Here is a 24,590-nt window from a genome sequence, read left to right as displayed (position 1 = left end):
CGGGCCCGGTGGCGGGCTCAGGTCGCGGGGCACCGCACCTGGGCCGCCGGCATGCCGCCCTTGACGAGGAACGCCTCCACCGCCCGGTCCGTGCACTCCGAGCCGCTCGCGTACGCGGCGTGGCCCGTGCCCTCACGGACGACCAGGGAGGCCGTGCCGAGGTTCCGCTGTACGGCGTGGGCGTTGACCAGCGGTGTCGCGGGGTCGACGGCGTACGACACCAGCACCATGGCCGGCGCGCGCGGGGCCGTCAGCGGCTCCGCCCTGCCCGTCGCGGCCAGCGGCCAGGCGGCGCAGCGGAACATGGCAGCGGCCACGGTCGCCCCGAAGAGCGGCGAGGCCTTCTCGAACTCGTCCATGCGGGCCAGCAGTTCCCCCGCGCTGCGGGGGCCGGGCTTGTCCAGGCACTCCACGGCGTTGCGGGCCATGGTCGGGTCGACGGCCGTCTCCGCGCCTTGCGTCCGCACGCGTTCGACGGCCAGGCCGATCAGCGCGTCCGGCCTGCCGGCCATCGCCTCCAGGAGCGCCTGCGTCAGATCGGGCCAGCGTTCGGCCTGGTACAGGGGTTCCCTGATGCCCTGCGCGGCGAGGCCCGTGGTGAGCCTGCCGCCCTCGGGGCCGGGCAGGGGGTGGGCGTCGAGGCCGCGCACGAATTCGGTCGTGGTCCGGACGATCTCCTCGGGCGTGCGGCCCAGCGGACACCTCGCCTCCGCGCAGTCGCGGGCGTAGCTGGCGAAGCTGGCGTCGAGGGAGGCGACGTCGCCGCGGGCCGTCCCGGTCTGGTCGGTGCCGGGGTCGACGACCCCGTCCAGCACGAAGCGCCCGACGTGCTCGGGGAAGAGATGGGCGTAGTGCTGGCCGATGTAGGTGCCGTAGGAGATGCCGAGGTAGTGCAGTGCGGGCTCGCCGAGAGCCGACCGCAACACGTCCAGGTCACGGGCCACGCTGACGGTGTCCATGTGGGCCAGCAACGGACCCGTCGCCTCACGGCACTTGCGGCCCTGCTCGGCCGCCGCCCGGAACTCGGCCTCCGCCTGCTCCCGGGTACGGGGAATGAGGTCGCCACCCGTCCCCTCCGGGCACCGCAGCGGCTCCGACCGCCCGGTCCCCCGCGGGTCGAAGCCCACCAGGTCGTAGCGCTCCATGACCCGCGAGGTCGCCTCGAACGCCCCGCTGGCCACCATGCCGGCCCCCGCCTCCCCGGGCCCGCCGGGGTTGAACACCAGCGCCCCGGCCCGCCTGCCGGAATCGGCGGCCCGCACCCGCGCCACCCGCACGTCCAGCGTGTCCCCGCCGGGCGCGGCGTAGTCGACGGGCACGGTGAGCCAGGCGCACTCGGCGTCCGGCCGCAGCGTCGAAACCCCCTCCCCCGCGTCGTCCAGGACGCAGCCCTCCCACAGGAGCCGCTGCCGGGCGATACGGTCGGGCAGGCCGGGCAGGGCGCGCGCCGGCTGCGAGGTACGCGCCCCGGCCCCCGCGGCGCCGGACGGCGACGCCGACCGCTGACGGCCCTGGCCCCTTCCACCTCCGTCGCACCCGCCCACGAGCAGGGCCACCGCCGCGACGCCGGCCACGACGCCTCGCCCACGCCACCCACGCATCGCCTCACCCCTTCCGGGCCCCGGAGCCAGTTCACTCGCACGGGGGTGCGGGCGCAGCCGGGGTGGGCCATAGGAATGACGGCGTCGGCCGCCTCCGCCGAGGTCAGTCCGCCTGCCGGCGGACCCGCTTCAGCCGGTGGTGGACGGCCCAGGCGTCGGCGACCGGGCCCAGATGGCCGAGCTTGTCGGGGTTGATCACCGCGCGGATGGTCTGGATCCGCCCGTCGAGCACCTCGAGGACCAGGATCTGCAGGACCTTGCCGTCCCGGTCGCGGAAGATCGCGCCGGGCTGGCCGTTGACCTCGCGCGCATCGATCGTCACGTCGATCCGGACCAGCCAGGGGAAGACCGTGCCCAGCAGCCGGGCCACGTTCCGCGCGCCCACGACGGCCTTGGACAGCGCCGGGGCCTTGCCGCCGCCGTCCCCGACGAACCGCACGTCGGCGGCCAGCAGATTCCGCAGCCCGCCCACGTCGCCGTCCTTCAGCGCGTCGAAGAACCGCGTGGCCAGCTCCTGCCGCTCCTGACGGTCCGCCGCGAACCGCGGTCGCCCGTCCTCCATGTGCCGCCGCGCCCGTACCAGCAGCTGCCGGCACGCCGGTTCCGAACGCCCCACCGCCTCGGCGATCTCGTCGAACCCGAAGGCGAACACCTCGCGCAGCAGGAAGACCGCCCGCTCCAGCGGGCTGAGCCGCTCCAGCAACAGCAGCGCCGCCATCGAGACCGAGTCCGCCAACTCCACCGACCGCGCCGGATCCTGGTACGGATCGCTCAGCAGCGGCTCGGGAAACCACGGCCCGACGTACTCCTCCCGTCGCACCCGCGCCGAACGCAGCACGTCGATCGAGACGCGCGTCACCGCGGCCGACAGAAAGGCCTTGGTCGACGTGGGCCGGGTCGCCGAGCCGTCGAAGCGCAGCCACGTCTCCTGCACCGCGTCCTCGGCCTCGCTCACGCTGCCCAGAATCCGGTAGGCGATCGAGAACAGCAGCGGCCGCAGCTCCTCGAACTCCTCGACCTTGCTCACGACGAATCCTCTCCCCCGAACCCCTCCCACCTGGCCGTATTCGCCGGCACAGGCGGCCCGCCGGTGATCACCCGGACCACCGGCGGGCCAGGGTAACGCCCCCTGCGCTCAGTGGAACCGCCCGGGCTCGTAGTCGCCGGCCGGCTGCCGGGTGATGACGTTCAGACGGTTCGCCATGTTCATCATCGAAATCAGGATCACCAGGGCGCCGAGCTGGTCCTCGTCGTAGTGCTTCGCGGCGTTCGCCCACACCACGTCACCGACCCCACCGGCCGCATCCGCGACCCGTGTCCCTTCCTCCGCCAGCTCCAACGCGGCCCGCTCGGCCTCGCTGAAGACCGTGGCCTCCCGCCACGCCGCCACCAGGTTCAACCGCACCGAGGTCTCGCCGGCGGCGCCGGCCTCCTTGGTGTGCATGTCGATGCACACCGCGCAGCCGTTGATCTGGCTCACGCGCAGCGCCACCAGCTCCTGCGTCGCGGCCGGCAGCGGCGAGTCCTTGAGCGTCCTGCCCAGCGACATCATGTGCTTGACGGCCTTGCCGGCGGTCGGGCCGGCGAAGAAGTCCAGTCGCGCGTCCATGGGGTGCTCCTCCGTGCTCGTTCAGTGGCTACACCCCTGAGACGAGACAGCCCGGCCCCCTGTGACATGGGCGAATGTGACCTGGGTCTCCTGCGGCCGGCGCACGTCGGCCGGCGAAGCGCTCGAACGCCCGAGGGGCGGCGGGACCGGGTGGCGGCCGCGCTGTCAGCGCTTCGTCGGCGTCAGCGGATCGGCACGGGAGAGCGTCTCCGCCGGCGGCAGGCCGGCGCGGCTGGCCGCGATGAGGCGTGCCCTGAGTTCGGAGCGCCGGCGGGGACGGTATTCCGGTTCCCTGTCGCAGCCGCAGGGTGACTTCCCGTCGTAGCGAAGTCCCGCCGCCAGGACGGCGGCCACGACGGACCACGCACGCACGTCACGCCGCCGCGGCGGGGCGAAGTCGGGCCCGGCGCACACGAGCGGCCGAGCGCAGCGAGGGCACACGTGCCGACGCTCGGGGTCGCGGTCCTGCTTGAAGCTGACGCGGCATGTGACGCACGCGTAGTGCCATGTGTGGGACACGAAGCCGTAGAAGCACATCCGAAGGACCGTAGTCGGCGATCCGCCGCACCGGCCACCGCATTAAGCGAGCACGCCCTCCGCCGCCGGGCTCAGCCCCGCAGCAGCTTCGCCTCCGTGTCCGGGTCCAGGCCTACCGGGTCGCGGTCGGGGCGCTGGGGGGCGATGCCGCCGAGGGATCGTAGCCAGGTCCAGGTGTCCGCTACGGTCTCCTCCACCGGGCGGCAGTGCAGGCCGGCCGCGAAGGCCTTTTCCACGTCGCCCTGGTGGAGGGTCTCGTGGAGTTCGCCCGGGGGTACCCAGACGGGGAGCTGGTTCCAGGGGGTGATGCCGGCCTCGAGGATGGTGCTGGGGTCGGTCCAGCGGAGTTCGGCGTCGGCGCCGGTGGTGTGTACGCAGGCTTCCAGGAGGCCGGCCGTGGTGGCGTGGCCGGAGCGGGTGGCGAGGTTGTAGGGGCCGCTGAGGCGGCGTTCGGCGGCGTCCAGGGTCCAGATGGCCAGGTCGCGAACGTCGATGTACTGCAGGGGGAGGTCGCGGGGGCCGGGGGCCAGGACGGGGCCGCCGCGGGCGGTGCGCAGCAGCCACCACGGGAGGCGGCCGATGTTCTCGCCGGGGCCGAGGATCAGCCCGGCGCGGACGAGCAGGGCCCGGTCGCCGAAGGCGTCGAGCGCGGCCAGTTCGCCGCCGCGCTTGTCCTCGGCGTAGGCCACCTGACCGGCGTCGGGCGAGCTGTCGACGACCGGCGCGCTCTCGTCGAGGCCGGCGGGGCGCGGCAGTGCGTAGACGGACCGGCTGGAGATGTAGACGTAGTGGCCGGCGCGGTCGGCCAGCAGGCGGGCGGCGTCCCGTACGGCCGTGGGCGCGCCGGACCAGGTGTCGACGACGATGTCCCACGTGCCGTCGGCCAGCTCGGCCAGGCCGTCCTCGGCCAGGCGGTCGCCCCGCAGCACGGTGACGCCCGGGGGCGCCTCGTGGCGTCCCCGGTGGAAGACCGTGACGTCCCAGCCGCGCGCCAGGGCCTCGTCGGTGACGGCCCGTCCCACGAATTCCGTTCCACCCAGCATCAGTACTCGCATGCCGTAACTCTGCACGTCGGACACCACCTTGAGAACCGTCGCACGCTCTCGGCGAAATCGCCCTGGGCTTAACATCGCCCCATGGCGACCATGGGGCGGGACGTGGTGATCGTGGGGGCGGGGTTCGCGGGCACCAGCGTCTTCCTGCACCTGATCCGCGCGGCGTCGGAGCGCGGCGGCGGCCGTCCCCTTCCGCGCTCGGTCCGTCTCGTGGACCCGCGCCCCGTCGGCTGGGGCGTGGCCGACGCCGTCGTCGTGTGCACGGGCGTCCACCGGCCGCGGGTGCCGGACGGGTTCGCCGGCTTCACCGGCCACCCCCGCTATCTGGACAGCCCCTACCGTTCCTAATCAGTGAGCAGGAGTGAGTCTTGAACTCATACCTGGTCACTGCGGACACCCCGAACGGTTGTGGATGTCCTGGTTGCCCGCGTACTCGCCGCGTCCGGCGGCACGGATCGTGTCCGTGGTCCGGGGATGCGGGGGCGGGATCCCTCACGCCCAGGGGCACGCCGGTCGGCCTGGACGGTCCGATGCCCGTACACATCGCTCTGGTGTGCACGGGGCGGTGTCGTCCGTCGCCGGATCGGGTGCCCCTGGGCGCGTCGTCCGATCGCGATGCTCGCTGCATCGTGCCGGGTGGTCCTACGGGTGGGGCTGGCCATGGGCTTTTGCCAGTGCTGGGCGCCCCACTTGCTGGTGTAGGCCGGGTCCACGGCGATGATCGCGATACCTGTGGCGTCTGCCATGGAGGTCAGCCGGGCGCGGAGCTTGCGGGTCGGCATGCCGGAGATGAGTTGCCGGAACCGGCGCTTGCGCCCGTGCTTCTCTCTGGTTTTCTCGGCCTGGAAGTCGAGGTCTTCGACTGCGATGGCCTTGACGCCGCAGGTCTTGGCCCAGTTCAGCAGCCGCGTGAGGGCGTGCCGTAGCTGGGCGTCGCGGTGCTGGGTGTTGCCAGACAGGTCGAAGAAGAACCGTCGGGGCTGGCCAATCGGGTTACCGTGAGTGTCGAGGCGCCATGCGGCGAGGTGGTCGGCGTTGGTGTCCACGCCGATCACGCCATCGGCGAGGGCGGCTTCGAGTGGGATGGTCCTGGTGGGAGGGATCTGCCAGGAGGCGTCCACGTACCAGCGCCCGCGCTCCGTCTCGTAATGGATGCGGTAGGCCACGGCCCGGTTCGCCTCGACACGGTCGGCCCACTCCTGCCCCCGGTGAGCGAACCGCGCCTTCGCAGCAAGTACGTACCGGCCGTACTTGGCGTTCGCCAGGCCGGCGCACGGGGCCGGGAGCCTGATTGACACTTCGCCCTCGGGCGTGATGCGGATCGTCTCGTTGCCGAACCCTTTCCCCGACTCACCGTCCGCCTGGAGGAACCAGCGCCCGGCTTCCCAGCGCTCACGCCATTTCGCCTCGGTGAGCTGCGCCTTGTCAAGGTTGTGACGGGTGCCCAGCAGGCGCTTACCGCCACGCACGACATGCACCCGGCCCGCATCCCGGCCGGCCCGGACCTGGTCGAGCCGGCCCTCCAGCACCTGTAAGCGGCGTGCTTTGTGAAACCACTCGTGCGCGGAGCGATAGCCGCCCGGAGCCCGCTTGGCGCCCTTCTCCCCGACCGGCAGAGACAGCCGGTGCCGGATCGTCGTGATACCGGCTTCGAGGGACTGGACGTGCGCGGCCTGGCCGCGCCGGGCGAGCGCCCACTGGTCATGCGTGGCCTTCGTGATCGACCCGGCCCACCTGGACGACGACTCGGCCGTCAGGTCCTGCTTACGGGCCGCCCATGACCCGGTGGAGTGCTCCAGGCCGTCAGCGCAACGCGCCTTGAGGTCCTTCGAGGCGAGCGAGCCCAGGTGCGCACCCACCAAGCGCAGAACCATCTCATCTTCGGGCGTGAGGTCCTTGAGCCGGGTACGTACCGCCACGCCGGACGGGCCCAGAGCGACGAACGGTGCGGCGACCGGGCGGAGGTCAGCCATGTTCGGCGGCTTCCAGTGCCTTGCGGGCGCGGTTCTTCGCCGACCTGTGCCCGTACAAGCGGGCGCAGAACGACGTCAGTACCTCCACCATGTCCCGCACCAGGTCGTCTTCGACCTCGCCGTCGTCCAGCACCAGCAGGCGGCGGCCCGTCGCGGACAAGGAGGCCTCGACAAGCTCGACGTTCATCCGGCCGAGCCGGTCCTTGTGTTCCACCACCACAGTGGTCACGTTCGGGTCGGCCAGCAGACGTCGAGCCTTGGAACGGCAGCCGTTCATCCCGGAACCGATCTCCGCCTCAACACGAACGACGCGGTGACCGGCCATCGCTGCCCATGCCGACAGCCGAGCGATCTGGCGTTCCAGACCGGTCTTCTGATCGTGCGAGGACACGCGGGCATACAGGCCCAGACCTCCGATGGCCTCGGGCGTGGTGTTCACATCGATGTTCACCAGGATCGTGCGTGGCCCGACCCGCTGAGCCGGTACCGGCAACGTCCCCTCACGAAACCAGCGATACGCGGTCTGCGGATGCACGCCCTGCGCCTTCGCCCATTCCGTCAGATTCATGCTCTGACAACGAGACTCACTCATACATGGTTACGCTCACTTACCTGACTTCGAGGACCAGCAGGTGGATACCCTCCGACCGGACGCGCCGGCTGCGGCCCGGCAGCCGGGTGCTGGTCCTGGGGACGCGGCAGTCGGCCGTCGACGCGGCGCTGTTGCTGGGCCGTGACGGGCACCAGGTCACGATGACCTCGCCGTCGGGGCTGTTGCCCGCCGTGCCGCAATCGCTGGGCGCGCCCGTACGCCCGTTCCCGTCGATCGACGGCATCACCCGCCTGGACGCCGACGACTCGGCCCTGGAGGACAAGGTGCGGCGGCGCGTGGTGGAGGCGGTCCGGCTGCTGAGCGACCGCCCGCTGCGTCACCAGGTCTCGACGTCGGCTGCTCGAGCTGTTCGACGGCGGGGTCCTGCGCCTGGCCGGCTCCTACCCCCGTGCGGTGTCCGTCGACGACGGCGGGTGGCGGGTGTGGCGGCCGGGCGGGGAGGAGGCCGAGCGCTTCGACCACGTCGTCAACGGCACCGGCTTCCAGCAGCCCGCCCTCCACCGCTCCCCCGACGGCGCGAGCCTCTTCCTGTCCGGCGGCGCCAGGGCCGTCGACCGGCTCGACGCCGACCTGCGGGTACGCCCGCATCCGGGCGCACCGCCCGAGCCCGTATGGCTGGCCGGGGTCGGGACGCACGTCCGGATCCCGTTCGCCAACCATCTGCGCAATGTGGTCCGCCAGGCCCACCTGGTCGCGGAGGCGATCACGGGAGCGGGGTCGGAGGCGATCACCGGAGCCGGGCCGGGCGCGCCGTCCGGCCCATGACCGGGCGAACGGCGGACAATGACGGACAATACGGTTGCCCGCCAGCGCCCGGCCGCCGAGGAGTCACGTGCACGACAGCTGGACCACCGCGGACATGCCGCGTCAGGAGGGCCGGCTGGCCGTCGTGACGGGGGCCACCGGCGGCATCGGCCACGTCACCGCACTCGAGCTGGCCCGGGCGGGCGCCGAGGTCGTGGTGACGGGCCGGGACGCGGGCAAGGCGCGGCGCGCCGCCGAGCGTCTGGCCGGGGAGCTGCCCGGCGCGCGGGTGCGGCCCGACCTGCTCGACCTGGCCGACCTCGCCTCCCTCACCGGCTTCGCGCACCGCATGGAGCACGCCGGCCGTCCCGTCGACCTGCTGGTCAACAACGCGGGGGTGATGGGCGTCCCGGAGCGCCGCACCACCAAGGACGGCTTCGAGCTCACCCTCGGCACCAACCACCTGGGGCACTTCGCACTCACCGGCCGACTGCTGCCGCTGCTCCTGCGGGCGCCGGAGCCGCGCGTGGTCACGGTGTCCGCCGCCATCAGCCGCAGCCCGATCGCCGAGCTGTCCGACCCGCAGAGCACCCACCGGTACCGGCCGATGGCGGCCTACGCCAAGTCCAAGCTCGCCAACGTGCTGTTCGCCCTGGAGCTCCAGCGCCGCGCGGACGCCGCGGGCGCCGCGCTGACCAGCGTCGCCGTTCATCCCGGCGGCAGCCCGACCGGCCTGCAGCGGTACGCCTCGCGGCCGGTACGGGTGCTGGCCCGGCTGATCCTCGGGCATGTGGTGGGCCAGAGCGTGGCCGAGGCGGCGGGGCCGTCCCTGTACGCGGCGACCGCGCCCGGCATCGTGCCCGCCGGGTTCTACGGGCCCACCGGCCGCTTCGAGCAGCGCGGCACCCCCGGCCCGGTGGAGCTGCCCGACCTCGCCGGGGACGCCGGCCTGGCCCGTACGCTCTGGGAGACCTCCGAGGCCCTCACCCACGTCCACTACCCCTGGCCCGCGCCCCCGGAATGACCCCGCGCGCCCCGGCCCCGTAAGCGAATCCGGGGCGGATGCTCATGGCGGGAACCGGTACCTTGCCGGGTGGCGTGCCCGGCGCTGCAATCGGCTCATGACGACGACCCGACACAGACGCGACGGAGCCCGCGACGGAGCCGGCGGCGGTCTCCTCGACCTTCCGAGAATGGCCACCGGGTTCGACCGATTCGTCCACGCCCTGCGCGCCAGGCCGCCCCGGCGGCCGGCCTCGCTGCCCGGCGAGCCCTGCTGGCGCGGCGAGTTCGTGGCCCGGGACGTCACGGGCCCGCGCGTGGACCTGCGGGAGTTCGGCTACGCCGCCCACGAGCTCAGCCGCGGCTACGGCACGGTGGACGACACCGCCCTCGTCGGTCCGGTGCGGATCCTGACCCCCGAGGGCCTGGAGTGTCTGACCGAGGTGTGCGACCGGCTGGAGAGCTCGGCCGGCTCCGCCCGCTTCATCACCACGCGGCGGGTGCGCGGCGCCGACGGGATGTCGGCGTTCATCAGCAACATGATCCGCGACCGGGGCTTCCTGCTGGCCTGCTCGCGGCTGGCGGGCGTGCCGCTGATCCCGCATCCGCTGCGGATCCCCACCGTGCAGATCAACTACTTCGAGGCCGACGGCCGCTCGGACATCGTCAAGTGGCACCACGACGGCATGGACTACGTCCTGACCCTGCAGCTCAACAGCTACGCGGACTACGACGGGGGGCGCTTCAGCTACTTCCAGGGCCGCGTGGACGAGTTCACGGGCGCCCGGAAGGGCGATCCCCGGATCAAGGAGGCCCCGTGCGGGGAGCGCGGGGCGGCGCTGTTCCTGCACGGCAGCCGGATCTTCCACTCCGTCTCACCCGTGACGCGGGGGCGGCGCGTGACGGTGGTGGTCTCCTTCTTCTGCCCGTACTTCGCCCGGCAGGACTCCAACACGTTCTGGCACCTGGCGGCGGACGACGGAATCCCGGCGACGGTGCCGAGCTGGCTGCGGCTGAAGTGGCCGGTGCGCGACGCGGCCATGGACTTCGCCCTGCGGGCCGGCAGCCCGGTGATCACGTGGGAGGACCTGCGGGACTGAGCCGGTCAGGCCCGGCCCCGGGGGGCGTGCCGGAGGTAGGCGAGGACCGCGCTCACGCGGCGGTGCAGCTGGGGCTCCTCGGCCAGGCCGAGCTTGGCGAAGGTGGAGTTGACGTGCTTTTCGATCGTCGACTCGGACAGCACCAGCGCCTGGGCGATGGCGCGGTTCGTCTTGCCCTCCGCCATGTGCCGCAGCACGTCCAGCTCCCGCCGCGTCAGCGCCGCCAGCGGGGCGTCGGCGGCCCGGGTGTGGCTGCCCATGAGGACCTCGACGATGCGGGGGTCGACGACCGAGCGCCCGGCGGCGACCTCCCGCAGCGCCCGCAGCAGCTCGTCCAGTTCGCCGATGCGCTCCTTGAGCAGGTAGGCCAGGCCGTCGGTGCCGCGCTGGAAGAGGTCGAAGGCGTAGTTCTCGTCGGCGTGCTGGGAGAGCATGACCACGCCGATGCCGGGGTGCCCGGCCCGGATGGCGTGGGCGGCGGCGATGCCCTCGGTGTGGTGGCCCGGTGGCATCCGGATGTCGGCGATGACCACCTCGGGCCGTAGCTCCTCGACGGCCTTCAGCAGTTCGGCGGCGTCGCCCACGGCGGAGACGACGGCGACGTCGCCGGTGTCCTCCAGCAGCCGCCGGGTGCCCTCGCGCACCAGGTAGTGGTCCTCGGCGATGACGACGCGCAGGGGCCGCTCAGTCATGGATCTCCTCCCGTACCCGCTCGGCCAGCCTCGTGCGGATCGTGGTGCCGCCGCCGGAGCGGCTGGTGATCCACAGGTCCCCGCCGACGGCCTCGATCCTGTCCCGCATCCCGGTCAGGCCCAGGCCCCGGGTGGTGCCGGTGGGGAAGCCGACGCCGTCGTCGCTGACCTCGACCACCAGCCATCCGCCGGCGCGCGTTATCCGGATCGTCACATGGGTGGCCTCGGCGTGCTTGAGGACGTTCGTCAGCGCCTCGGAGACGAGGTAGAACGCCGACTCCTCGATGTCGAGGGCGAACCGGACCCGGTCCAGGGACTTCTCGATCCGCACGGTGACGGGGATCGGCATCCGGCGCGCGCGGGAGGTGACGGCGGCCACCAGCCCCTGGTCGGTGAGGACCGGGGGGTGGATGCCGTGGGCGACCTCGCGCAGCTCGTCGATGACCCGGTAGGCGTCGTCCTGCACCTCGGTGAGCACGGCGTCGATGTCGCCGCCACGGCCCAGCCGGTTGCGGGCGAGGCGCAGCTTGGCGACCAGGGCCACGAGGTCCTGCTGGATGCCGTCGTGCAGCCGGCGTTCGATGCGCCGCCGCTCGCTGTCCTGCGCCTGCACGATCCTCGCCCGGGAGGCGTCGAGCTCGCCGGCCTGGCGCTGCACCTCGTTCACGCGGGTGGACAGTTCGGCGGCGAGGCGTACGTTGTGCACGGCCAGAGCGGCCTGCCGGGCGAGCGTCTCCACCACGTCGTGGTCCTCCGGGGTGAACCGGCCGTCGGTCTTGGGCCCGTACTCGATGAGGCCCAGGACGTCGTCGCCGTAGCGCAGCGGGATCCCGCCCGCCGGCTTCCCGTGCGCTCCGCCCACTGGCCGCCGGCCGGCCGTGCCCAGGTGGACGGGCATGTCGCCGCCTCCGCCCAGCCGTACCCGCGCCCAGCTCAGGCCGAGTCCGCCCTGCAGTCCCGCGGCCAGCCGGGGCGCCAGCCGGCTGAGGTCGTAGGCGTGCTCGAGGGAGCTGCCGAGCTGGACGAGCAGCTCGAAGCCGCTCAGGCGTTCGCCGAAGACGCGTCGCTCGGCGAGCTGGTTGAGCCGGGCGCGCAGCGGCTGGAAGAGGGCCGTGGCGGTGACGGCGACCAGGACCGACAGGCCGATGGGGAAGTACTGGCCGGCGGTCAGCCCGAGCGTCATCGCCATGCCCAGGTACCAGCCGCTGATGATCAGCCACAGGGTGCCGTAGACGACCGAGCGCCGGATGACGATGTCGACGCCCAGGAGGCGGTAGCGGAAGGCGGCGTAGACGACGGACAGGGAGATCAGGACGTAGGGCAGGGCCCCGAGCACCGCGCCGATCAGGTAGAGGGCACCGGCCTCGCCGTGCCAGGGGCGGAACAGGCGGGAGGAGGCGCGCGCCAGGAACAGCACCGCCGCGGCCACGGCGACGGGCAGCAGGGCGGCGATGTCGCGGCGGCCGGCCGCGCGGGCGCGCAGGCAGCGGACCACCAGCAGCACGGCGCCGATGCCCGGCAGCCAGGCCTCGGGGTAGTAGAACACCGCGTACTCGACGTCGCGGGTGGGCACCCGGGCCAGCGGCAGGGCGAGCGGCAGGATCAGCAGGGCCCACAGCGAGCGCAGCACGAGGCGCTCGTGGCGCAGGTGGAAGCGCCCGTCGGGGAGCAGGGCCAGGAGGTGGGCGACGAGGATGCTGACGGTGAGGTTGACCCACTCGGTCGGGAGGACCACCAGGGAGGCCTCGAGGGACGGCAGGCCGTTCTCGGGGGCGGTCAGGTCCCAGCCGTGGCGGGCGGTCAGCAGCGCCGTGGTGTAGCGGATGCCGATGCTGACCGACAGGGCGGTGCCGACCAGCAGCAGCCGGCGGGCGACGCGGCTGGCCGGGGCGTGCCACCAGGCGAACAGGCCGGCGCAGTAACAGGGCAGGACCGAACCGAGGATCCAGGGCAGGGTGACGGTGTTGTTCCGCAGCAGGAACGCTCCGGTCGCCGCCGCCCACAGCAGGCAGAGCCCGCCGGCCAGCGCGGCGATCCGTATCGGCCGGCCGCTCCCCCTCAACGCGTACGCCTCACCCGCGACATTATCGAGGGCGACGAGGCGGCAGTCCAGACGATGTCCCACAAACCGTGTATAGCGGAAAACCTCCAGACAGATCGGAGGATTCCGGGGTACGCAACGTGGGCGCGGCGCGCCAGACTCGGTTCGATTGTGCGAACCGAGGAATGCCGAAAGGGAACCATGAGCATGTCTTCCGGTCCCGAGGTGGTCGTCTGGGACACCACCTATGCCTGTCCCCTGCGTTGCTCGCACTGCTATTCGGAGTCCGGCAGGCGGGCGTCGCGGCAACTGGGCCACGAGGACATGCTGAAGGTCGCCGACGCGCTGATCTCCCTCAACCCCCGGGTGGTCGCGCTCTCCGGCGGCGAACCGCTCGTCGTCAAGGGCATCTTCGAGGTCGCGGGGCGGCTGTCCCGGGCCGGGGTGAAGACGGCCGTCTACACCAGCGGCTGGATCATGGAGCCCTGGATGGCGACCGAACTCGCGAGGGTGTTCGACGAGGTCGTCGTCAGCCTCGACGGGGCGACGGCGCAGGTCCACGACCGGATCCGGGGCCGCCGCGGCTCCTTCGACCGGGCGCTGAGCGCCCTGACCCTGCTCGACGGCGTCGCCAAGGAACGCCGCCGCCAGAAGCGGACGCCGCTGTGGTTCGGCATCGACTGCGTGGTCGTGCGCAGCAACTTCCCGCAGCTGGAGGAGTTCTGCACCGCCATCGCCCCGCGCTTTCCGGAACTGCGCACCCTGACCTTCAACGCCGCCGTGCCCGAAGGGCTGGCGAGCAGACCGGAGTTCGGCCACTTCGAGCTCCTCGACGACGCGCAGGTGACCCGGCTGACCAGCGAGCCGCAACGCACCCGGCTCCAGGAACTCGCACCGCCCGGGGTGCGCGTCTACACCACCGACAACCAGAACCTCATCATGCGCCCGGACCGCTTCGCCAGCGGCGTCGACTCGCTCGTGATGCAGATCGAACCCGACGGCGCCGTACGGGCGTTGCCCGTCTACGAGGGCACGGTGGGGAACATCCTCGAGGAGTCCCCGCTCGACCTGTGGTATCGGGGGGTGTCCCGGCTGAGCGACCCCTTCGTCGTGGAGACGCTGTCGGCGGTGCGGACCATGCAGGACTGGGCGGAGGCCGTGCGGCGCATGGACTACCACTTCGGTTCCGAGGAGGTGCGCTCCCGGATCGACCGCCGCTCGGTGCGGACGAACCCGCCGGAGTTCAGTGCCCTCGCCCTGTAGGGCGTGTCCCAGCCCACCCGACAGTCCTCGCCCCGAAAGGGACGCGCCGTGCTGACGCTCAAGGACTACGACCGCTTCTGCCTCGCCGATCCCGACTTCTACGACGTGCCCGAGCGCTACCCCGACGACCACGACCGCCTCGCCGCGGCCCGCCGTCCGGCGCCGCCGGGCTGGGAGCGGGACGAGTGGGGCTGGTGGGTCACCCTGCGCCCGCGCGGGGCCGCACCGCCTCGGCAGGGCTGGCGGATCCACGTCTCGGTGGCGCCGGCGGACCTGGCCCGCGCCGTGGAGATCGTCTGGGGTCACTGTGTGGCGGCCGGGCTGCCCTTCGACTTCGTCCGCAGCCGGGCCACCGCGCGCGAGCTGGGCGACGACCGGGCCGACCGGACGGCCGGCGGACGGATCGTCACCGTGTATCCCGCCGACGACAGCGCCCTGGAGCGGGCCCTGGGCGACCTCAGCGTGCTGCTCGACGGCCTCGCCGGGGCGTACGTCCTCGGCGCCCTGCGGCACCGCTCCGGTCCGTTGTACGTCCGCTACGGCACCCACGGCACGGACCTGCTCGAGCGCCCCGACGGCACCCGCGAACCCGCCTCCCGCCGGGCCGTGTTCACCCCGCCCGACTGGCTGCCGCTGCCCGAGGTGCTGCGTGACGACCTGGCCGCCCTGCACGCGCCCCCGGCCGGGGAGTTCCCCTACCGGGTGGAGCGCGCCCTGGGCCTGCGGGCCGGCGGCGGCACGTATCTGGCCACCGACCGGCGCACCGGCGGGCGCGTGGTGCTGCGCGAGGCCCGGCCGCACGCCGGGCTCGACCGCCGGGGCGAGGACGCCGTCACCCGGCTCGGCCGGCTGTGGGCGCTGCGGCGGCGGCTGGCGGGCCTGGAGTGCGTACCCCGCCTGATCGAACACCGGACGTGGGGAGAACACCACTTCCTGGCCGAGGAGTTCCTCGAGGGCACCTGCCTCGAGGAGGCCGCCTCGGCCGCCTTCCCGCTCACCTCCGGCCCCCGCGCGGCCGCCGAGGCCGGCCCGTACACCGCGTGGGCCCTCGGCGTCGTCGAGCAGGTCGCGGCGGCACTGGAGGCGCTCGCGGACCGGGGGCTGTGCCCGGACGGACTGCGGCCGCGCGACATCCTCCTGCGGCCCGGCGGCCGCGTCGCCCTCACCCGTACGGCCTCGCTCGCGGGACCCGCCGACGAGCCCGCCGCCGGGGGCTTCGACTTCCGTGTACCGGACGGCCGTACGGGCGCCGCGGCCGCCCGGTATCTGCTGGACCGGCTGCGGCTGTGGCTGTTCCTGCCGCTGCCCTACCGCGGCCCGGAGAAGCTGCACACCCTCACCGCCGCCGTCGAGCGGCACTACCCCGTGCCGCCCGGCTTCGGCGCCCGGCTGCTGAGCGGGCTGTGGCCCGCCGGCCACCCGGCCGGGGAGGACCGGGCGGGCGCCCTGTTCGCGGCACGGCGGCCCGACTGGCCGGCGATCCGGGACTCGCTCGTGCGCGGGATCCACGCCGTCGCCACCCCGGACCGCCCGGACCGGCTCTTCCCCGCCACCCCCACCGGCCCCTCGTCCCTCGGCGGCCACTCCTTCGGCTATGGCGCCGCCGGCGTCCTGTACGCCCTGCACCGCGTGGGCGCCGCCGTCCCGGACGACTTCACCGACTGGCTCGTCCGTGCCGCCGAGCGCGACCCGCGGCCCCTGCCCGGCCTCTACGACGGCCTGCACGGCGTCGCCCTGACCCTCGAGCGACTCGGCCGGCGCCAGGACGCGCTGGCCGTCCTCGACCGCTGCCGGCCGCTGGAGGAGCGGGTGACGAGCGCCGGCCTGGCCGGCGGCAGCGCGGGCATCGCCCTGACCCTGCTGCGGTTCGCCGCCCTGACCGGCGACGGCGCCCTGTACGACCGCGCGCTGCGCGCGGCCGGGCACGCGGCCCGCGCCGTCGAGGACGGCCCGCCGCCCGCGACCGCGGACGCGCCCCCGCCGTACGGCCTGCTGCACGGCGCGACCGGCGTCGCCGTGCTGCACCTGCGCCTGTACGAGGAGACCGGCGACCTCACCTGCCTCGACGTCGCCGGCCGGGCGCTGCGCCACGACACCGCCCGGCTCACCGCCCTGCCCGACGGCACACTCACCCTCTTCGACGGCACCGCCCACCTGCCCTACCTGCACGGCGGCAGCACCGGACTCGCCTACGCCGTACGGGACTTCCTCGCCCACCGCCCCGAGCCGGACCTGGCCCCCCTCCCGCAGGCCCTGCGGCGCACCTGCGACCCCGTCCACGTCCACAACTGCGGCCTGCTGCGCGGACGCGCCGGGTCGATCGCCACGCTCGCGGCGCTGGGCGAGGGGCCGGACAGCCCCGCCGTGCTGCGGCAGGTCCGCCGGCTGGCCTGGCACGCCCGGACCCACCGCGGGAACCTCGCGTTCCCCGGATTCCGGCTGCTGCGCCTGTCGTCGGACCTGGCGACCGGCGCGGCGGGGATCCTGCTCGCCCTCGGCCGCGTGTTCGACGGGACCGGCCCGGTCCTTCCCTTCCTGGACCCGCGGCCCTCGCCCCGCCCGCACCGGGAGGGAGGTGAACGACGTGTCGGAGATCCTGGAGCTGCAGGAGCTGGAAGAGGAGGAGACCCCGGCCCACTGGCCGTGTAGCAACAGCTACCAGAGCACCTTCGGACAGGTCTGACCGGTCCGGAGGAGGCGCGCGCCGGCCGTCGCACCGGACGGCGGCGGCCGGCGCGCCGCATCGACCGGGGGCCGGGCCGTAGGGAGAACCGGAGGAGAACGTCGTGCTCGCTCAAGGACACCTCGTCGCGGACCCCCTCTTCGCGGACACGCTCGAGCGCGTCGAGGACAGCGCCAGCCGCTTCGCGCGCGCCGCGCACCCGGCGCCGGCCGGCTGGCGGCGCGCCGAGCGCGGCGGCTGGGTCGTCCTGCGGCACGGGGACGCGCGGCTGCCGGAACAGGGCTGGAAGATCCACGCCTCGGCCACGGCGGAGGAGGCCGCACGCGTGGTCGACGCGGTGTGGGAGTACTGCGTCGAGCACGGCATCAGCTTCAAGTTCCTGCGCAGCCGCGCCCTGCTGGCCCTGGTCAACAGCAAGCGGGCGCCGCGGTCGGCCGGCGGGAAGCTCATCACCATCTATCCGCGCTGCGAGGAGCTGCTGGAGCGCACGCTCGAGGAGCTGTCGGCGCTGCTGTGCGGGGTCAAGGGGCCGTACATCCTCAGCGACCTGCGCTGGGACGAGGGGCCGCTGTACCTGCGCTACGGCGGCTTCGCCCCGCGGTTCTGCTTCTCGCGCGAGGGCGAGTACGTGCCCGCCGTCGTGCGCCCCGACGGCGAGGCGGTGCCCGACGTGCGCGGGGCGGCCTTCAAAGTCCCCTCCTGGGCGCGGATCCCGCCGTTCGTCGACGCCCGCATCCGCGCCGCCCGAGCACGCTCCTCCGGCGGTCTGCCCTACCGCGTCGAGAAGGCGCTGCGGTTCTCCAACGGCGGCGGCGTCTACCGGGCCGTCGACCCCCGCACGGGTCGGCGGGTGGTGCTGAAGGAGGCCCGCCCCTACGCCGGCGTCGACGACAACGGCATGGACGCGGTGGCCCGGCTGGAGCGGGAGCACGCCGTGCTGCGCCGGCTGGAGGGGCTGGACTGCGTGCCGGGCGTCGTCGCCCGGACCCGGCACTGGGAACACCACTTCCTCGTCGAGGAGTTCGTCGAGGGAGAACGGCTGCACGAGGCGATGGGCCGCCGCCACCCGCTCCTGCGCCCCGCCGCGTCGCCGGAGGACCTCGCCGCGTACGCCCGCTGGGCCTGCGTGGTCCTCGACCGGATCGAGGAGGCCACGGCCGCGCTGCACCGGCGCGGCGTGGTCTACGGCGACCTGCAGCCCGGCAACGTCCTGGTGCGGCCGGACGGCAGCGTGTGCCTCGTCGACTTCGAGACGGCCTTCGACCGGGCGGAGGCCTTCACCCCCGTCCTGGGCACGGCCGGCTTCACCGCCCCCTGGGCACGCTCGGGGCCGGCCGTCGACACGTACGCCCTCGACTGCCTGCGGCTGGCGCTGTTCTGCCCGCTGACGGAGCTGATGCGCTTCGACGCGCGCAAGTACGAGCAGCTGATCCGGCTGGCCGAGGACCGCTTCCCGCTGCCGCCCGGCTTCGGCGCCCGGCTCCGCGAGGGGCTCGCCCCGCCACCGGACACGACCCCGAGGTCGGCCGAGTGGCCGGCCGCCCCGGGCCCCCGGTCCGGCGGGGCGCGGGACGGGGAGGGCGGCCACGGGTGGGCCGCGGCACTGGAGTCGATGCGGGAGGCGATCCTGCGCAGCGCGACCCCGGAGCGCGAGGACCGGCTGTTCCCGGGCGACGTCAAGCAGTTCGACGGCCAGGCGGCGGGCCTGGCGTTCGGCGCGGCGGGGGTGCTGCACGCCCTGCACCGCACGGCGGGCCCCGGCGGGTCCTGCCCGGACGGCCACGTGGAATGGCTGGCCCGTGCGGCCGAGCGCACCCGGTGGCCCCGGCCCGGGCTCTACGACGGGCTCGCGGGGATGGCGTACGTCCTGGACGAGCTGGGGCGTCCGCAGCAGGCACGGGAGGTGCTGGCCCGGCTGGCCGGGTTCGACCTCAAGGGCTGCGGGGTGGGGCTGTTCGGCGGCCTCGCCGGCATCGCCCTGGCCTTCCTGCGGTTCGGTGAGAGCGAGAGCGCCGCGCGGCTGGCCGGCCGGCTCGCGCGGGCGCTCGAGGGCGAGGGGCCGGACGAGAGCGCCGGAGTGGGGCTGATGCGCGGCTGGTCGGGCCCCGCGCTGCTGTTCACCCGTCTCTTCGCCGCCACCGGCGAGGAGTGCTGGCTGGGCCGCGCCGCCGACGCGCTGGCGCGGGACATCGGCCACTGCGCGGTGACCGGCGGCCGGCACGTCCTGGTCCGCGACGGGCCGCGGCTCTCGGCGGCCCTGGGCCGGGGCGGCGCGGGCCTCGGCATCGCCCTGCACGAGTACCTCCGCCACCGCGAGGACCCGCACTTCGCCCGGTTGCGGGACCGATTGCGCGACACCCCGGGCAGCGAACTGCAGCTGTCCTCCGGGCTGCTCGACGGGCACGCCGGGCGGCTCTACGCCCTCGCGCACCTCGGCGGCCCGGCCGGCGCGCGGGAGGCCGAGCTGCGCGGGCTGGGCCTGCACGCGGTGCGGTTCCGGGGGGAGCTGGCGTTTCCGATGGACGGTCGGCTGAGGCTGTCGATGGACCTCGCCACGGGCACGGCGGGCGTACTCCTGGCGGTGCACCGCGCGGTACGGCCGGGTTCGGCGGCGGCGTTGCCGTTCCTGTGCCCGTACTGAGGACCGCGCGCGCCGGTGATCCCCGGCGGCGGCTCGGGCGGCCCGGCGGTGGCCGCCCGTCGGCCGTCGGAAGTGCCCTACGCGGGTTCCGGTGTCCGGAGCCGGGCCACGTCCTGCGCCACGCCGGTGAGCCAGGCCTCTGCGTCCACGGTCAGCAGCACCCGTTCGGCGTCCGTGACCGCCGCCCGCCGGGCGGCGCACCGCAGCGTGCCGGAGTCGTCGGCGTGGTACGCGTCCGGGGCGGCCGCGGCGGTGTCCGGGGCGGGTTCCGGGGTGGCGGCGTTCCGGCGCAGGGCGTCGGCCGCCCGTAGGCAGTCCGCCGTCACCCGCTCGGCCAGGGCGGTGAGTTCGGCGGCCGCGTCCCCGGGCAGCGCCTCGCCGTCGGCCCGCTCCCGGTGCCGGATGAGCATCAGCTCGCCGCCGCGCAGCATGCGGTAGCCGGCCACGAGGGCGGCCTCCCAGGGCGGGTCGACGCCCCGCTCGCCCATGCGTTCCGTCTGGTACTGGCAGTAGGAGGCCTCCGCCAGGAGCACCGCGCGGCGGGCGGGCCGCAGCGGGTCGACGGGGGCGGGCCGGCCGCACAGCAGGCCGGTGACCGTGCGACAGACGGCCGCGCCCTCGACGAGGACGTCGGCGAGGGTGCGGCGCAGTTCGCCCCGGCCGCCGCGCGGCCAGGCGAGCAGGCCGGTCAGCGCGCCGATCGTGCCGCCGATGAGGACGTCGAGCAGCCGTACGGCGGACAGCCGCCAGTCCGGGGAGGCCAGCTGGGAGAACATCAGCACGAGGACCAGCGTGAACGCCGCCTGGAGCCAGGCGGGCCCGAGCAGGGGGCCGGCGGTGAACGCCACGAGGAGGACCAGCGGCAGCACGGCCGCGTAGAAGGGGGGTACGTCGCCGACGGCGAGCAGCAGGAGGGCGGCGGCGCCGGCCCCGGCGGCCGTCCCGGCGAAGGCCGGGCGCAGGGCGGTGCGGGTGTCGGCGGCGGAGGTGCGCATGAGGCTGAGCGTCGCCAGCAGGACCCAGAAGCCGTGCTCCAGGCCGAGCCCGCCGGCGATCAGCCGGGCGGCGGCCAGGGCCAGGGCGAGCCGGACGGCGTTCTGCAGGTGGACCGAGCGCGGCGTCAGGTGTCCGCGCAGGCGCCACCACCACAGCAGGGGTGTGGGCGCGGCGGCGTACCGGAACGGTTCGCCGGGGTGCGCGGAGCCGGTGCCCGGGCGGGCGCCGAGCGCGATGCGGGAGGCCGTGGTGGCCAGCTGGGCGCCCTCGGCGGCCGCCCGGACGACGGCGTCCTGCCGCAGCCGGTGGGCGGAGGCGCGGGGCAGTTCGCGCGCCCGGACGGCGTCGAAGGACGTCAGGTGCCGGTGCAGGCCGTCGGCCGGCGGGGGCGGTTCGCCGCCGCGCAGTCCGGCCGCGACGGGCCGCAGCGCCTCGGCGGTGCGCCGCAGCAGCTCGGCGGCCTCCGGGTGGCGAAGGCGCGGGCCGGGGCCGGGTAGCCGCTCGAGCTGGTCGCGTACGTGCCGCACGGCGGCGCGGGTGTGGTTGAGGGCGCGGTCGCGTGCCGAGGGCGAGGTGGGGCGTTCCTCGGGCGGGATGCGGGAGGGGCGGGCGGCGTCCAGGGCCAGGTCGGCGGCGGCCCGGCCGTCGTCCCGCTCCGGTCCGTCGGCGGTTCCGGCGCAGCACTCGGCCACGGCCGCCGTCGCGCCGGCGAGGCGCAGGCGGTACGGGACGGCGGGCGGCGGCGCGGGCAGCAGGTGGTCCACGAGGACGGTGAGCAGGAAGCCGATGGTGAGCCCGGCCAGCCGGGAGTCCAGGTCCTGCGGGGCGTAGGGCGGGAAACAGGGCAGGACGTAGAAGAGCTGGAAGGCGATGCTGAGGGCGGCGAGGCGGGGGCCGCCCACCGAGCCGAAGGAGACGGCGAAGCCGACGACGAGCATCCCGCAGGCGGCGGACCAGTCGCGGACGGCGAGCAGGCTGCCGGCGGTGACCAGCAGCAGGGCCGGCGGCAGGGCCGCGAGCAGCGTGCGGGTGCGCTGGGCCACGCCGCCGGGCAGGCGGGTGAACATCACCAGCGGCAGGCAGCCGAAGATGGCGTACAGGCCCATGACGGCGTCGTCGAGGCCGTAGGTGCAGGCGTAGAAGCCCGTGCACCCGGCGAGGGTCACCCATAGGGCGCGGCGCACGGCCTCCCGGCCGTCCGGCTGCCGCAGGCGGCGGCCGAGGGCGGTGGTCACGGCGTGGTCCCGGGGCGGGCGGCGGTCGCGGCCGGCCCGCCGCTCCGGCGCCCACGCCATCTGACGGTCATCGATTCCGACGGTACGCGAACCCGCCGGTCGCGGCTTCTACCGCAGGCGGGGCAGGGCGTCGCGCGCGGCGTGGCTGAGGGTCCTCAGGTCCTGCGCGAAGCGCTCCCGGTGGTCCTCGGGCAGCGGTTCGAGGAAGAAGCGCCGGATGTTCTCCCGGTGGACGCGCGCGGCCCGCACCGCCGTCTCCTCCCCCGTCGGGGTCAGCCGCACCAGCCGGCCCCTGCGGTCCCCGGGGTCGGCGTCCCGGACGACCAGGCCCGCGGCCTCCATGCGGTCCACCAGCCGGGTCACGCCGCCGGTGCTGAGGACCCGTTCCTGGGCGATCGCCCGCATCGGCAGCCCGGAGTGGCCCGCGCGGCCCAGGATCAGCAGCACCTCGAACATCAGGTGGCTGATCCCGCACTCCTGCTCGATGGCCCGGCCCAGGATGTACTCCAGCCGGTTCGCGGCCCCCTGCAGCCGCCCGAACGCCAGCACGAGGTCGTCGTTCGCCGCCTCCTCGGCCGTCGCGATCTCCGCTTCGTGTGCCACCTGGCACCGCCCCTCTCCCGCGTCTCACCGCATCCCATGGCACCCACGCGCCACTGAAGGAGCCTACGAGGAGAACTTCCGCACCAGTCGCACCCCCTGGGCGGCCGTCATGTGCGGTACCTGGGCCGTGGTGACGCGGCCGTGCGGCCGAAAGGGTCGCGGTGCCGCCGCCGGGGCCGTACCCGGTGGCCGTGGCGGCCGGACGGACCAGGCAGAATCGGGGGATGCCCTCACGAAGCACGCGCCGGCAGCCGGCGATCACCGCGGCCTCGCCCTGCCCCTGCGGTCTCGACGCCACGTACGGGGAGTGCTGCGGCGCCCTGCACGCCGGCCGGGCGACGGCACCGACCGCCGAGCGCCTGATGCGCTCCCGGTACAGCGCCTTCGCCGCCGGCGACACCGCCTATCTGCTGCGCACGTGGCACTCCACGACCCGCCCGCCCCGCCTCGCGCTCGACCCCGGCGTCCGGTGGACGGGCCTGGAGATCCTCGCCACGACCGGCGGCAGCGCCTTCCACACCGAGGGCACGGTGGAGTTCCGCGCCCACTGCGTCATCGACGGCGACGCCGAGGACCAGCACGAGCTCAGCCGCTTCGTGCGCGAGGACGGCGAGTGGGTCTACCTGGACGCGGCCGCCTAGGACACCCCCTGGGGCAGGTCGTACGGCTCGACGCCGTAGCCCTCCCACACCCGCCGGGACGCCTCCTCCGGGTAGGGCGCCGTGCCGGTCGTGGCGTCGAACAGGCGGGTGAGCCGGCCCTCGGTGGCCCGGTAGGGCGGCCAGCCGGGGTCGCCGTGCGCGGCGAACGACGCCCACGAGCGGCGGATCGCGTCCCCGACCGCGAGCGCCTCGGCCGTCGGCGCTCCGTCGGGGAAGTACAGTCCGGCGGCGGGGCTCGCGTAGGTGCCGAAGAGCAGGGACACGTCGAGTCCGTGGCCGGAGCCCAGCGCACCGCCCTGCGCGGGGGCGGGCCAGCACAGTTCGTACAGGTACGCCGTGCCGCCGCCGGCGGACTGCGCGTCCGCCAGGTGCACGGAGGGGATCCGGAAGAGCACGTCGGAATGGACGAGCTCGAAGAGCCGGGCGGCCGGCGCGTCCGGGTACGCGGCCCGGTAGGCGTGCTCGCCGTCGGGACCGGGGCCGAGGGCGCGCAGGGCCGCGCCGGCCTCCTCCTCGGTCACCTTCTCCAGGCGGCCGGGCAACAGCAGGAACGGCCGGAACTCGTCCCGGGTGTGACCGGTCAGCAGCTCCACCCCGCTCGCGCGGCCGTCCCGCAGGGTGCGCCAGGGCACGTCCGGCACCAGGTCGCCGTCCACGACGGGGCTGAACGGCACGCCCGTGCGGGCCGCGTCCCCCCACACCTCGCCCTGGCCGGGCAGCTCCTCCATGAGCGCTCCGACCGCGTCGGCCAGCTGCCACGGGTCGACCGCGCCGAGCCCGGCGGCGGTGGGCTCGGCGCCGGTCCGCGCGGCGAGGGAGCCGGTGATGCCGGCCGCGAGGCGGGGGGTGGCGTAGAGGCCGGGCACGGACTGGGTGACGGCCCGGCGGAACAGTCCGTCGGCCGCGGGCGCCGCCATCAGCGTGGCGATCGAGCCGGCCCCGGCGGACTGGCCGCAGACGGTGACACGGTCCGCGTCGCCGCCGAAGCGGCCGATGTTCTCCCGCACCCAGCGCAGGGCGGCCACCTGGTCGAGCAGACCGCGGTTGGAGGGCGCGCCGGGGAGTTCGGCGAAGCCCTCGGCGCCCACCCGGTAGTTGAGCGTGACCACGACCAGTCCGCCGTGCCGGGCGAGCGACGTCGCCTCGTACAGGGGGTCGCCCGAGTGGCCGGAGACGTAGGCGCCGCCCGGGATCCACACCAGCACCGGCACCCCGGAGCCGCCGGGGTCGGGGGACCAGACGTTGAGCGTGAGCCAGTCGGTCTCTCCCCTGCCCTCGGTCGCCCGGAACGGCCCGGACTGCGGGGGCGGCGGACCGAACCGCACGGCCTCGCGCACCCCGTCCCACGCCTCGGGTTCCTGGGGCGCGGCGAATCGCAGGGCTCCCACCGGAGGTCGCGCGTAGGGGATCCCGCGGAACACCGCGAGCCCCTCCAGCGACTCACCGCGCACCGTCCCCTGGACGGTGCGCACCTCCACACCGGCGCCGGTCATGAGTAACCCCCCAGAGTTCGGCCGTTCGGAGCCGGGGCCCCGCCCGG

Annotated in this window: 20 protein-coding genes; 8 read left to right on the top strand and 12 right to left on the bottom strand. The window is 74.6% G+C overall.

Annotated features, from left to right (window positions below):
- Positions 1–17: 17 nt before the first annotated feature.
- From AB4K12_RS01330 to AB4K12_RS01315, 4 genes are all read right to left on the bottom strand, one after another.
- On the bottom strand, positions 18–1,601 hold the full coding sequence (locus tag AB4K12_RS01330; protein WP_368432350.1) for an alpha/beta hydrolase: 1,584 nt from the start codon (positions 1,599–1,601) through the stop codon (positions 18–20).
- 103 nt (positions 1,602–1,704) lie between these two features.
- Positions 1,705–2,628: an RNA polymerase sigma-70 factor gene (locus AB4K12_RS01325; protein ID WP_368432349.1), complete on the bottom strand. Its 924-nt coding sequence runs from the start codon at positions 2,626–2,628 to the stop codon at positions 1,705–1,707.
- Between the two features lie 108 nt (positions 2,629–2,736).
- Positions 2,737–3,210 (bottom strand): carboxymuconolactone decarboxylase family protein, encoded by a 474-nt coding sequence (locus tag AB4K12_RS01320; protein WP_368432348.1) that lies wholly within the window; start codon positions 3,208–3,210, stop codon positions 2,737–2,739.
- A 608-nt stretch (positions 3,211–3,818) separates the two neighbouring features.
- A complete protein-coding gene (locus AB4K12_RS01315) occupies positions 3,819–4,802 on the bottom strand; it encodes an NAD-dependent epimerase/dehydratase family protein (protein WP_368432347.1) in 984 nt (327 codons plus the stop codon).
- 81 nt (positions 4,803–4,883) lie between these two features.
- Here AB4K12_RS01315 and AB4K12_RS01310 point away from each other — a divergent pair, with 81 nt between their 5' ends.
- Positions 4,884–5,150: an FAD/NAD(P)-binding protein gene (locus AB4K12_RS01310; protein ID WP_368432346.1), complete on the top strand. Its 267-nt coding sequence runs from the start codon at positions 4,884–4,886 to the stop codon at positions 5,148–5,150.
- A 26-nt stretch (positions 5,151–5,176) separates the two neighbouring features.
- On the opposite strand, the gene AB4K12_RS01305 is transcribed toward AB4K12_RS01310, so the two are convergent.
- From AB4K12_RS01305 to AB4K12_RS01295, 3 genes are read right to left on the bottom strand one after another with little or no spacing between them, the layout of a single operon-like run.
- The gene (locus AB4K12_RS01305; protein WP_368432345.1) at positions 5,177–6,775 is read right to left on the bottom strand and encodes an IS200/IS605 family accessory protein TnpB-related protein; all 1,599 of its coding nucleotides are present in this window, start codon (positions 6,773–6,775) and stop codon (positions 5,177–5,179) included.
- Positions 6,768–7,343 (bottom strand): IS607 family transposase, encoded by a 576-nt coding sequence (locus tag AB4K12_RS01300; protein ID WP_368432344.1) that lies wholly within the window; start codon positions 7,341–7,343, stop codon positions 6,768–6,770. The genes AB4K12_RS01305 and AB4K12_RS01300 overlap by 8 nt, the downstream gene beginning before the upstream one ends.
- 40 nt (positions 7,344–7,383) lie before the next feature.
- Positions 7,384–7,611 (bottom strand): hypothetical protein, encoded by a 228-nt coding sequence (locus tag AB4K12_RS01295; protein ID WP_368432343.1) that lies wholly within the window; start codon positions 7,609–7,611, stop codon positions 7,384–7,386.
- A gap of 170 nt (positions 7,612–7,781) precedes the next feature.
- Between AB4K12_RS01295 and AB4K12_RS01290 the strand changes: the two genes are divergently transcribed.
- From AB4K12_RS01290 to AB4K12_RS01280, 3 genes are all read left to right on the top strand, one after another.
- Positions 7,782–8,153: a hypothetical protein gene (locus tag AB4K12_RS01290; RefSeq protein WP_368432342.1), complete on the top strand. Its 372-nt coding sequence runs from the start codon at positions 7,782–7,784 to the stop codon at positions 8,151–8,153.
- 67 nt (positions 8,154–8,220) lie between these two features.
- Positions 8,221–9,156: an oxidoreductase gene (locus AB4K12_RS01285; RefSeq protein ID WP_368432341.1), complete on the top strand. Its 936-nt coding sequence runs from the start codon at positions 8,221–8,223 to the stop codon at positions 9,154–9,156.
- A gap of 97 nt (positions 9,157–9,253) precedes the next feature.
- Entirely contained in the window at positions 9,254–10,234 is a 981-nt protein-coding gene (locus tag AB4K12_RS01280) for a hypothetical protein (RefSeq protein ID WP_368432340.1), read from the top strand.
- A 5-nt stretch (positions 10,235–10,239) separates the two neighbouring features.
- On the opposite strand, the gene AB4K12_RS01275 is transcribed toward AB4K12_RS01280, so the two are convergent.
- Both AB4K12_RS01275 and AB4K12_RS01270 read right to left on the bottom strand, forming a co-directional pair.
- A complete protein-coding gene (locus tag AB4K12_RS01275) occupies positions 10,240–10,926 on the bottom strand; it encodes a response regulator (protein ID WP_368432339.1) in 687 nt (228 codons plus the stop codon).
- The gene (locus tag AB4K12_RS01270; protein WP_368432338.1) at positions 10,919–13,051 is read right to left on the bottom strand and encodes an ATP-binding protein; all 2,133 of its coding nucleotides are present in this window, start codon (positions 13,049–13,051) and stop codon (positions 10,919–10,921) included. Before AB4K12_RS01270 ends, AB4K12_RS01275 begins: the two co-directional genes overlap by 8 nt.
- 123 nt (positions 13,052–13,174) lie before the next feature.
- On the opposite strand from AB4K12_RS01270, the gene AB4K12_RS01265 reads away from it, so the two are divergent.
- From AB4K12_RS01265 to lanKC (AB4K12_RS01255), 3 genes are all read left to right on the top strand, one after another.
- Entirely contained in the window at positions 13,175–14,230 is a 1,056-nt protein-coding gene (locus AB4K12_RS01265; RefSeq protein WP_368432337.1) for a radical SAM protein, read from the top strand.
- Between the two features lie 48 nt (positions 14,231–14,278).
- Positions 14,279–16,879, top strand: coding sequence for a class III lanthionine synthetase LanKC (gene lanKC, locus AB4K12_RS01260; RefSeq protein ID WP_368432336.1), 2,601 nt, complete (start codon positions 14,279–14,281; stop codon positions 16,877–16,879).
- A gap of 137 nt (positions 16,880–17,016) precedes the next feature.
- Positions 17,017–19,554 carry a class III lanthionine synthetase LanKC gene (lanKC, locus tag AB4K12_RS01255; protein ID WP_368432335.1) on the top strand — a complete coding sequence of 846 codons (2,538 nt, stop codon included), beginning with the start codon at positions 17,017–17,019 and terminating at the stop codon, positions 19,552–19,554.
- 77 nt (positions 19,555–19,631) lie between these two features.
- Here the strand turns inward: lanKC (AB4K12_RS01255) and AB4K12_RS01250 are convergent, their stop codons facing one another.
- Both AB4K12_RS01250 and AB4K12_RS01245 read right to left on the bottom strand, forming a co-directional pair.
- On the bottom strand, positions 19,632–21,845 hold the full coding sequence (locus tag AB4K12_RS01250) for an FUSC family protein (RefSeq protein WP_368432334.1): 2,214 nt from the start codon (positions 21,843–21,845) through the stop codon (positions 19,632–19,634).
- Positions 21,846–21,893: 48 nt separating this feature from the next.
- On the bottom strand, positions 21,894–22,388 hold the full coding sequence (locus AB4K12_RS01245) for a MarR family winged helix-turn-helix transcriptional regulator (RefSeq protein ID WP_368432333.1): 495 nt from the start codon (positions 22,386–22,388) through the stop codon (positions 21,894–21,896).
- A 224-nt stretch (positions 22,389–22,612) separates the two neighbouring features.
- Between AB4K12_RS01245 and AB4K12_RS01240 the strand changes: the two genes are divergently transcribed.
- The gene (locus AB4K12_RS01240) at positions 22,613–23,029 is read left to right on the top strand and encodes a YchJ family protein (RefSeq protein ID WP_086573708.1); all 417 of its coding nucleotides are present in this window, start codon (positions 22,613–22,615) and stop codon (positions 23,027–23,029) included.
- Here the strand turns inward: AB4K12_RS01240 and AB4K12_RS01235 are convergent.
- Positions 23,026–24,543, bottom strand: a complete 1,518-nt coding sequence (locus tag AB4K12_RS01235; RefSeq protein WP_368432332.1) for a carboxylesterase/lipase family protein — start codon at positions 24,541–24,543, stop codon at positions 23,026–23,028. The two genes, AB4K12_RS01240 and AB4K12_RS01235, sit on opposite strands and share 4 nt — an antisense overlap.
- Positions 24,544–24,590 lie beyond the last annotated feature (47 nt).

Origin of the sequence: Streptomyces sp. C36 (assembly GCF_040932295.1) — a bacterium.
Classification (GTDB): domain Bacteria; phylum Actinomycetota; class Actinomycetes; order Streptomycetales; family Streptomycetaceae; genus Streptomyces; species Streptomyces triculaminicus.
The sequence above is the reverse complement of the archived record's forward strand: the minus strand, read 5'-3'. Positions and strand labels throughout refer to the sequence as shown.

What these genes read in the sequence shown, in the direction of transcription:
- AB4K12_RS01330 (WP_368432350.1), bottom strand. Translation starts at nt 1,601, where the DNA reads ATGCGTGGGTGGCGTGGGCGAGGCGTCGTGGCCGGCGTCGCGGCGGTG.
- AB4K12_RS01320 (WP_368432348.1), bottom strand. Translation starts at nt 3,210, where the DNA reads ATGGACGCGCGACTGGACTTCTTCGCCGGCCCGACCGCCGGCAAGGCC.
- AB4K12_RS01315 (WP_368432347.1), bottom strand. Translation starts at nt 4,802, where the DNA reads ATGCGAGTACTGATGCTGGGTGGAACGGAATTCGTGGGACGGGCCGTC.
- AB4K12_RS01310 (WP_368432346.1), top strand. Translation starts at nt 4,884, where the DNA reads ATGGCGACCATGGGGCGGGACGTGGTGATCGTGGGGGCGGGGTTCGCG.
- AB4K12_RS01305 (WP_368432345.1), bottom strand. Translation starts at nt 6,775, where the DNA reads ATGGCTGACCTCCGCCCGGTCGCCGCACCGTTCGTCGCTCTGGGCCCG.
- AB4K12_RS01300 (WP_368432344.1), bottom strand. Translation starts at nt 7,343, where the DNA reads ATGAATCTGACGGAATGGGCGAAGGCGCAGGGCGTGCATCCGCAGACC.
- AB4K12_RS01295 (WP_368432343.1), bottom strand. Translation starts at nt 7,611, where the DNA reads ATGCCGTCGATCGACGGGAACGGGCGTACGGGCGCGCCCAGCGATTGC.
- AB4K12_RS01280 (WP_368432340.1), top strand. Translation starts at nt 9,254, where the DNA reads ATGACGACGACCCGACACAGACGCGACGGAGCCCGCGACGGAGCCGGC.
- AB4K12_RS01275 (WP_368432339.1), bottom strand. Translation starts at nt 10,926, where the DNA reads ATGACTGAGCGGCCCCTGCGCGTCGTCATCGCCGAGGACCACTACCTG.
- AB4K12_RS01265 (WP_368432337.1), top strand. Translation starts at nt 13,175, where the DNA reads ATGTCTTCCGGTCCCGAGGTGGTCGTCTGGGACACCACCTATGCCTGT.
- AB4K12_RS01250 (WP_368432334.1), bottom strand. Translation starts at nt 21,845, where the DNA reads ATGGCGTGGGCGCCGGAGCGGCGGGCCGGCCGCGACCGCCGCCCGCCC.
- AB4K12_RS01240 (WP_086573708.1), top strand. Translation starts at nt 22,613, where the DNA reads ATGCCCTCACGAAGCACGCGCCGGCAGCCGGCGATCACCGCGGCCTCG.
- AB4K12_RS01235 (WP_368432332.1), bottom strand. Translation starts at nt 24,543, where the DNA reads ATGACCGGCGCCGGTGTGGAGGTGCGCACCGTCCAGGGGACGGTGCGC.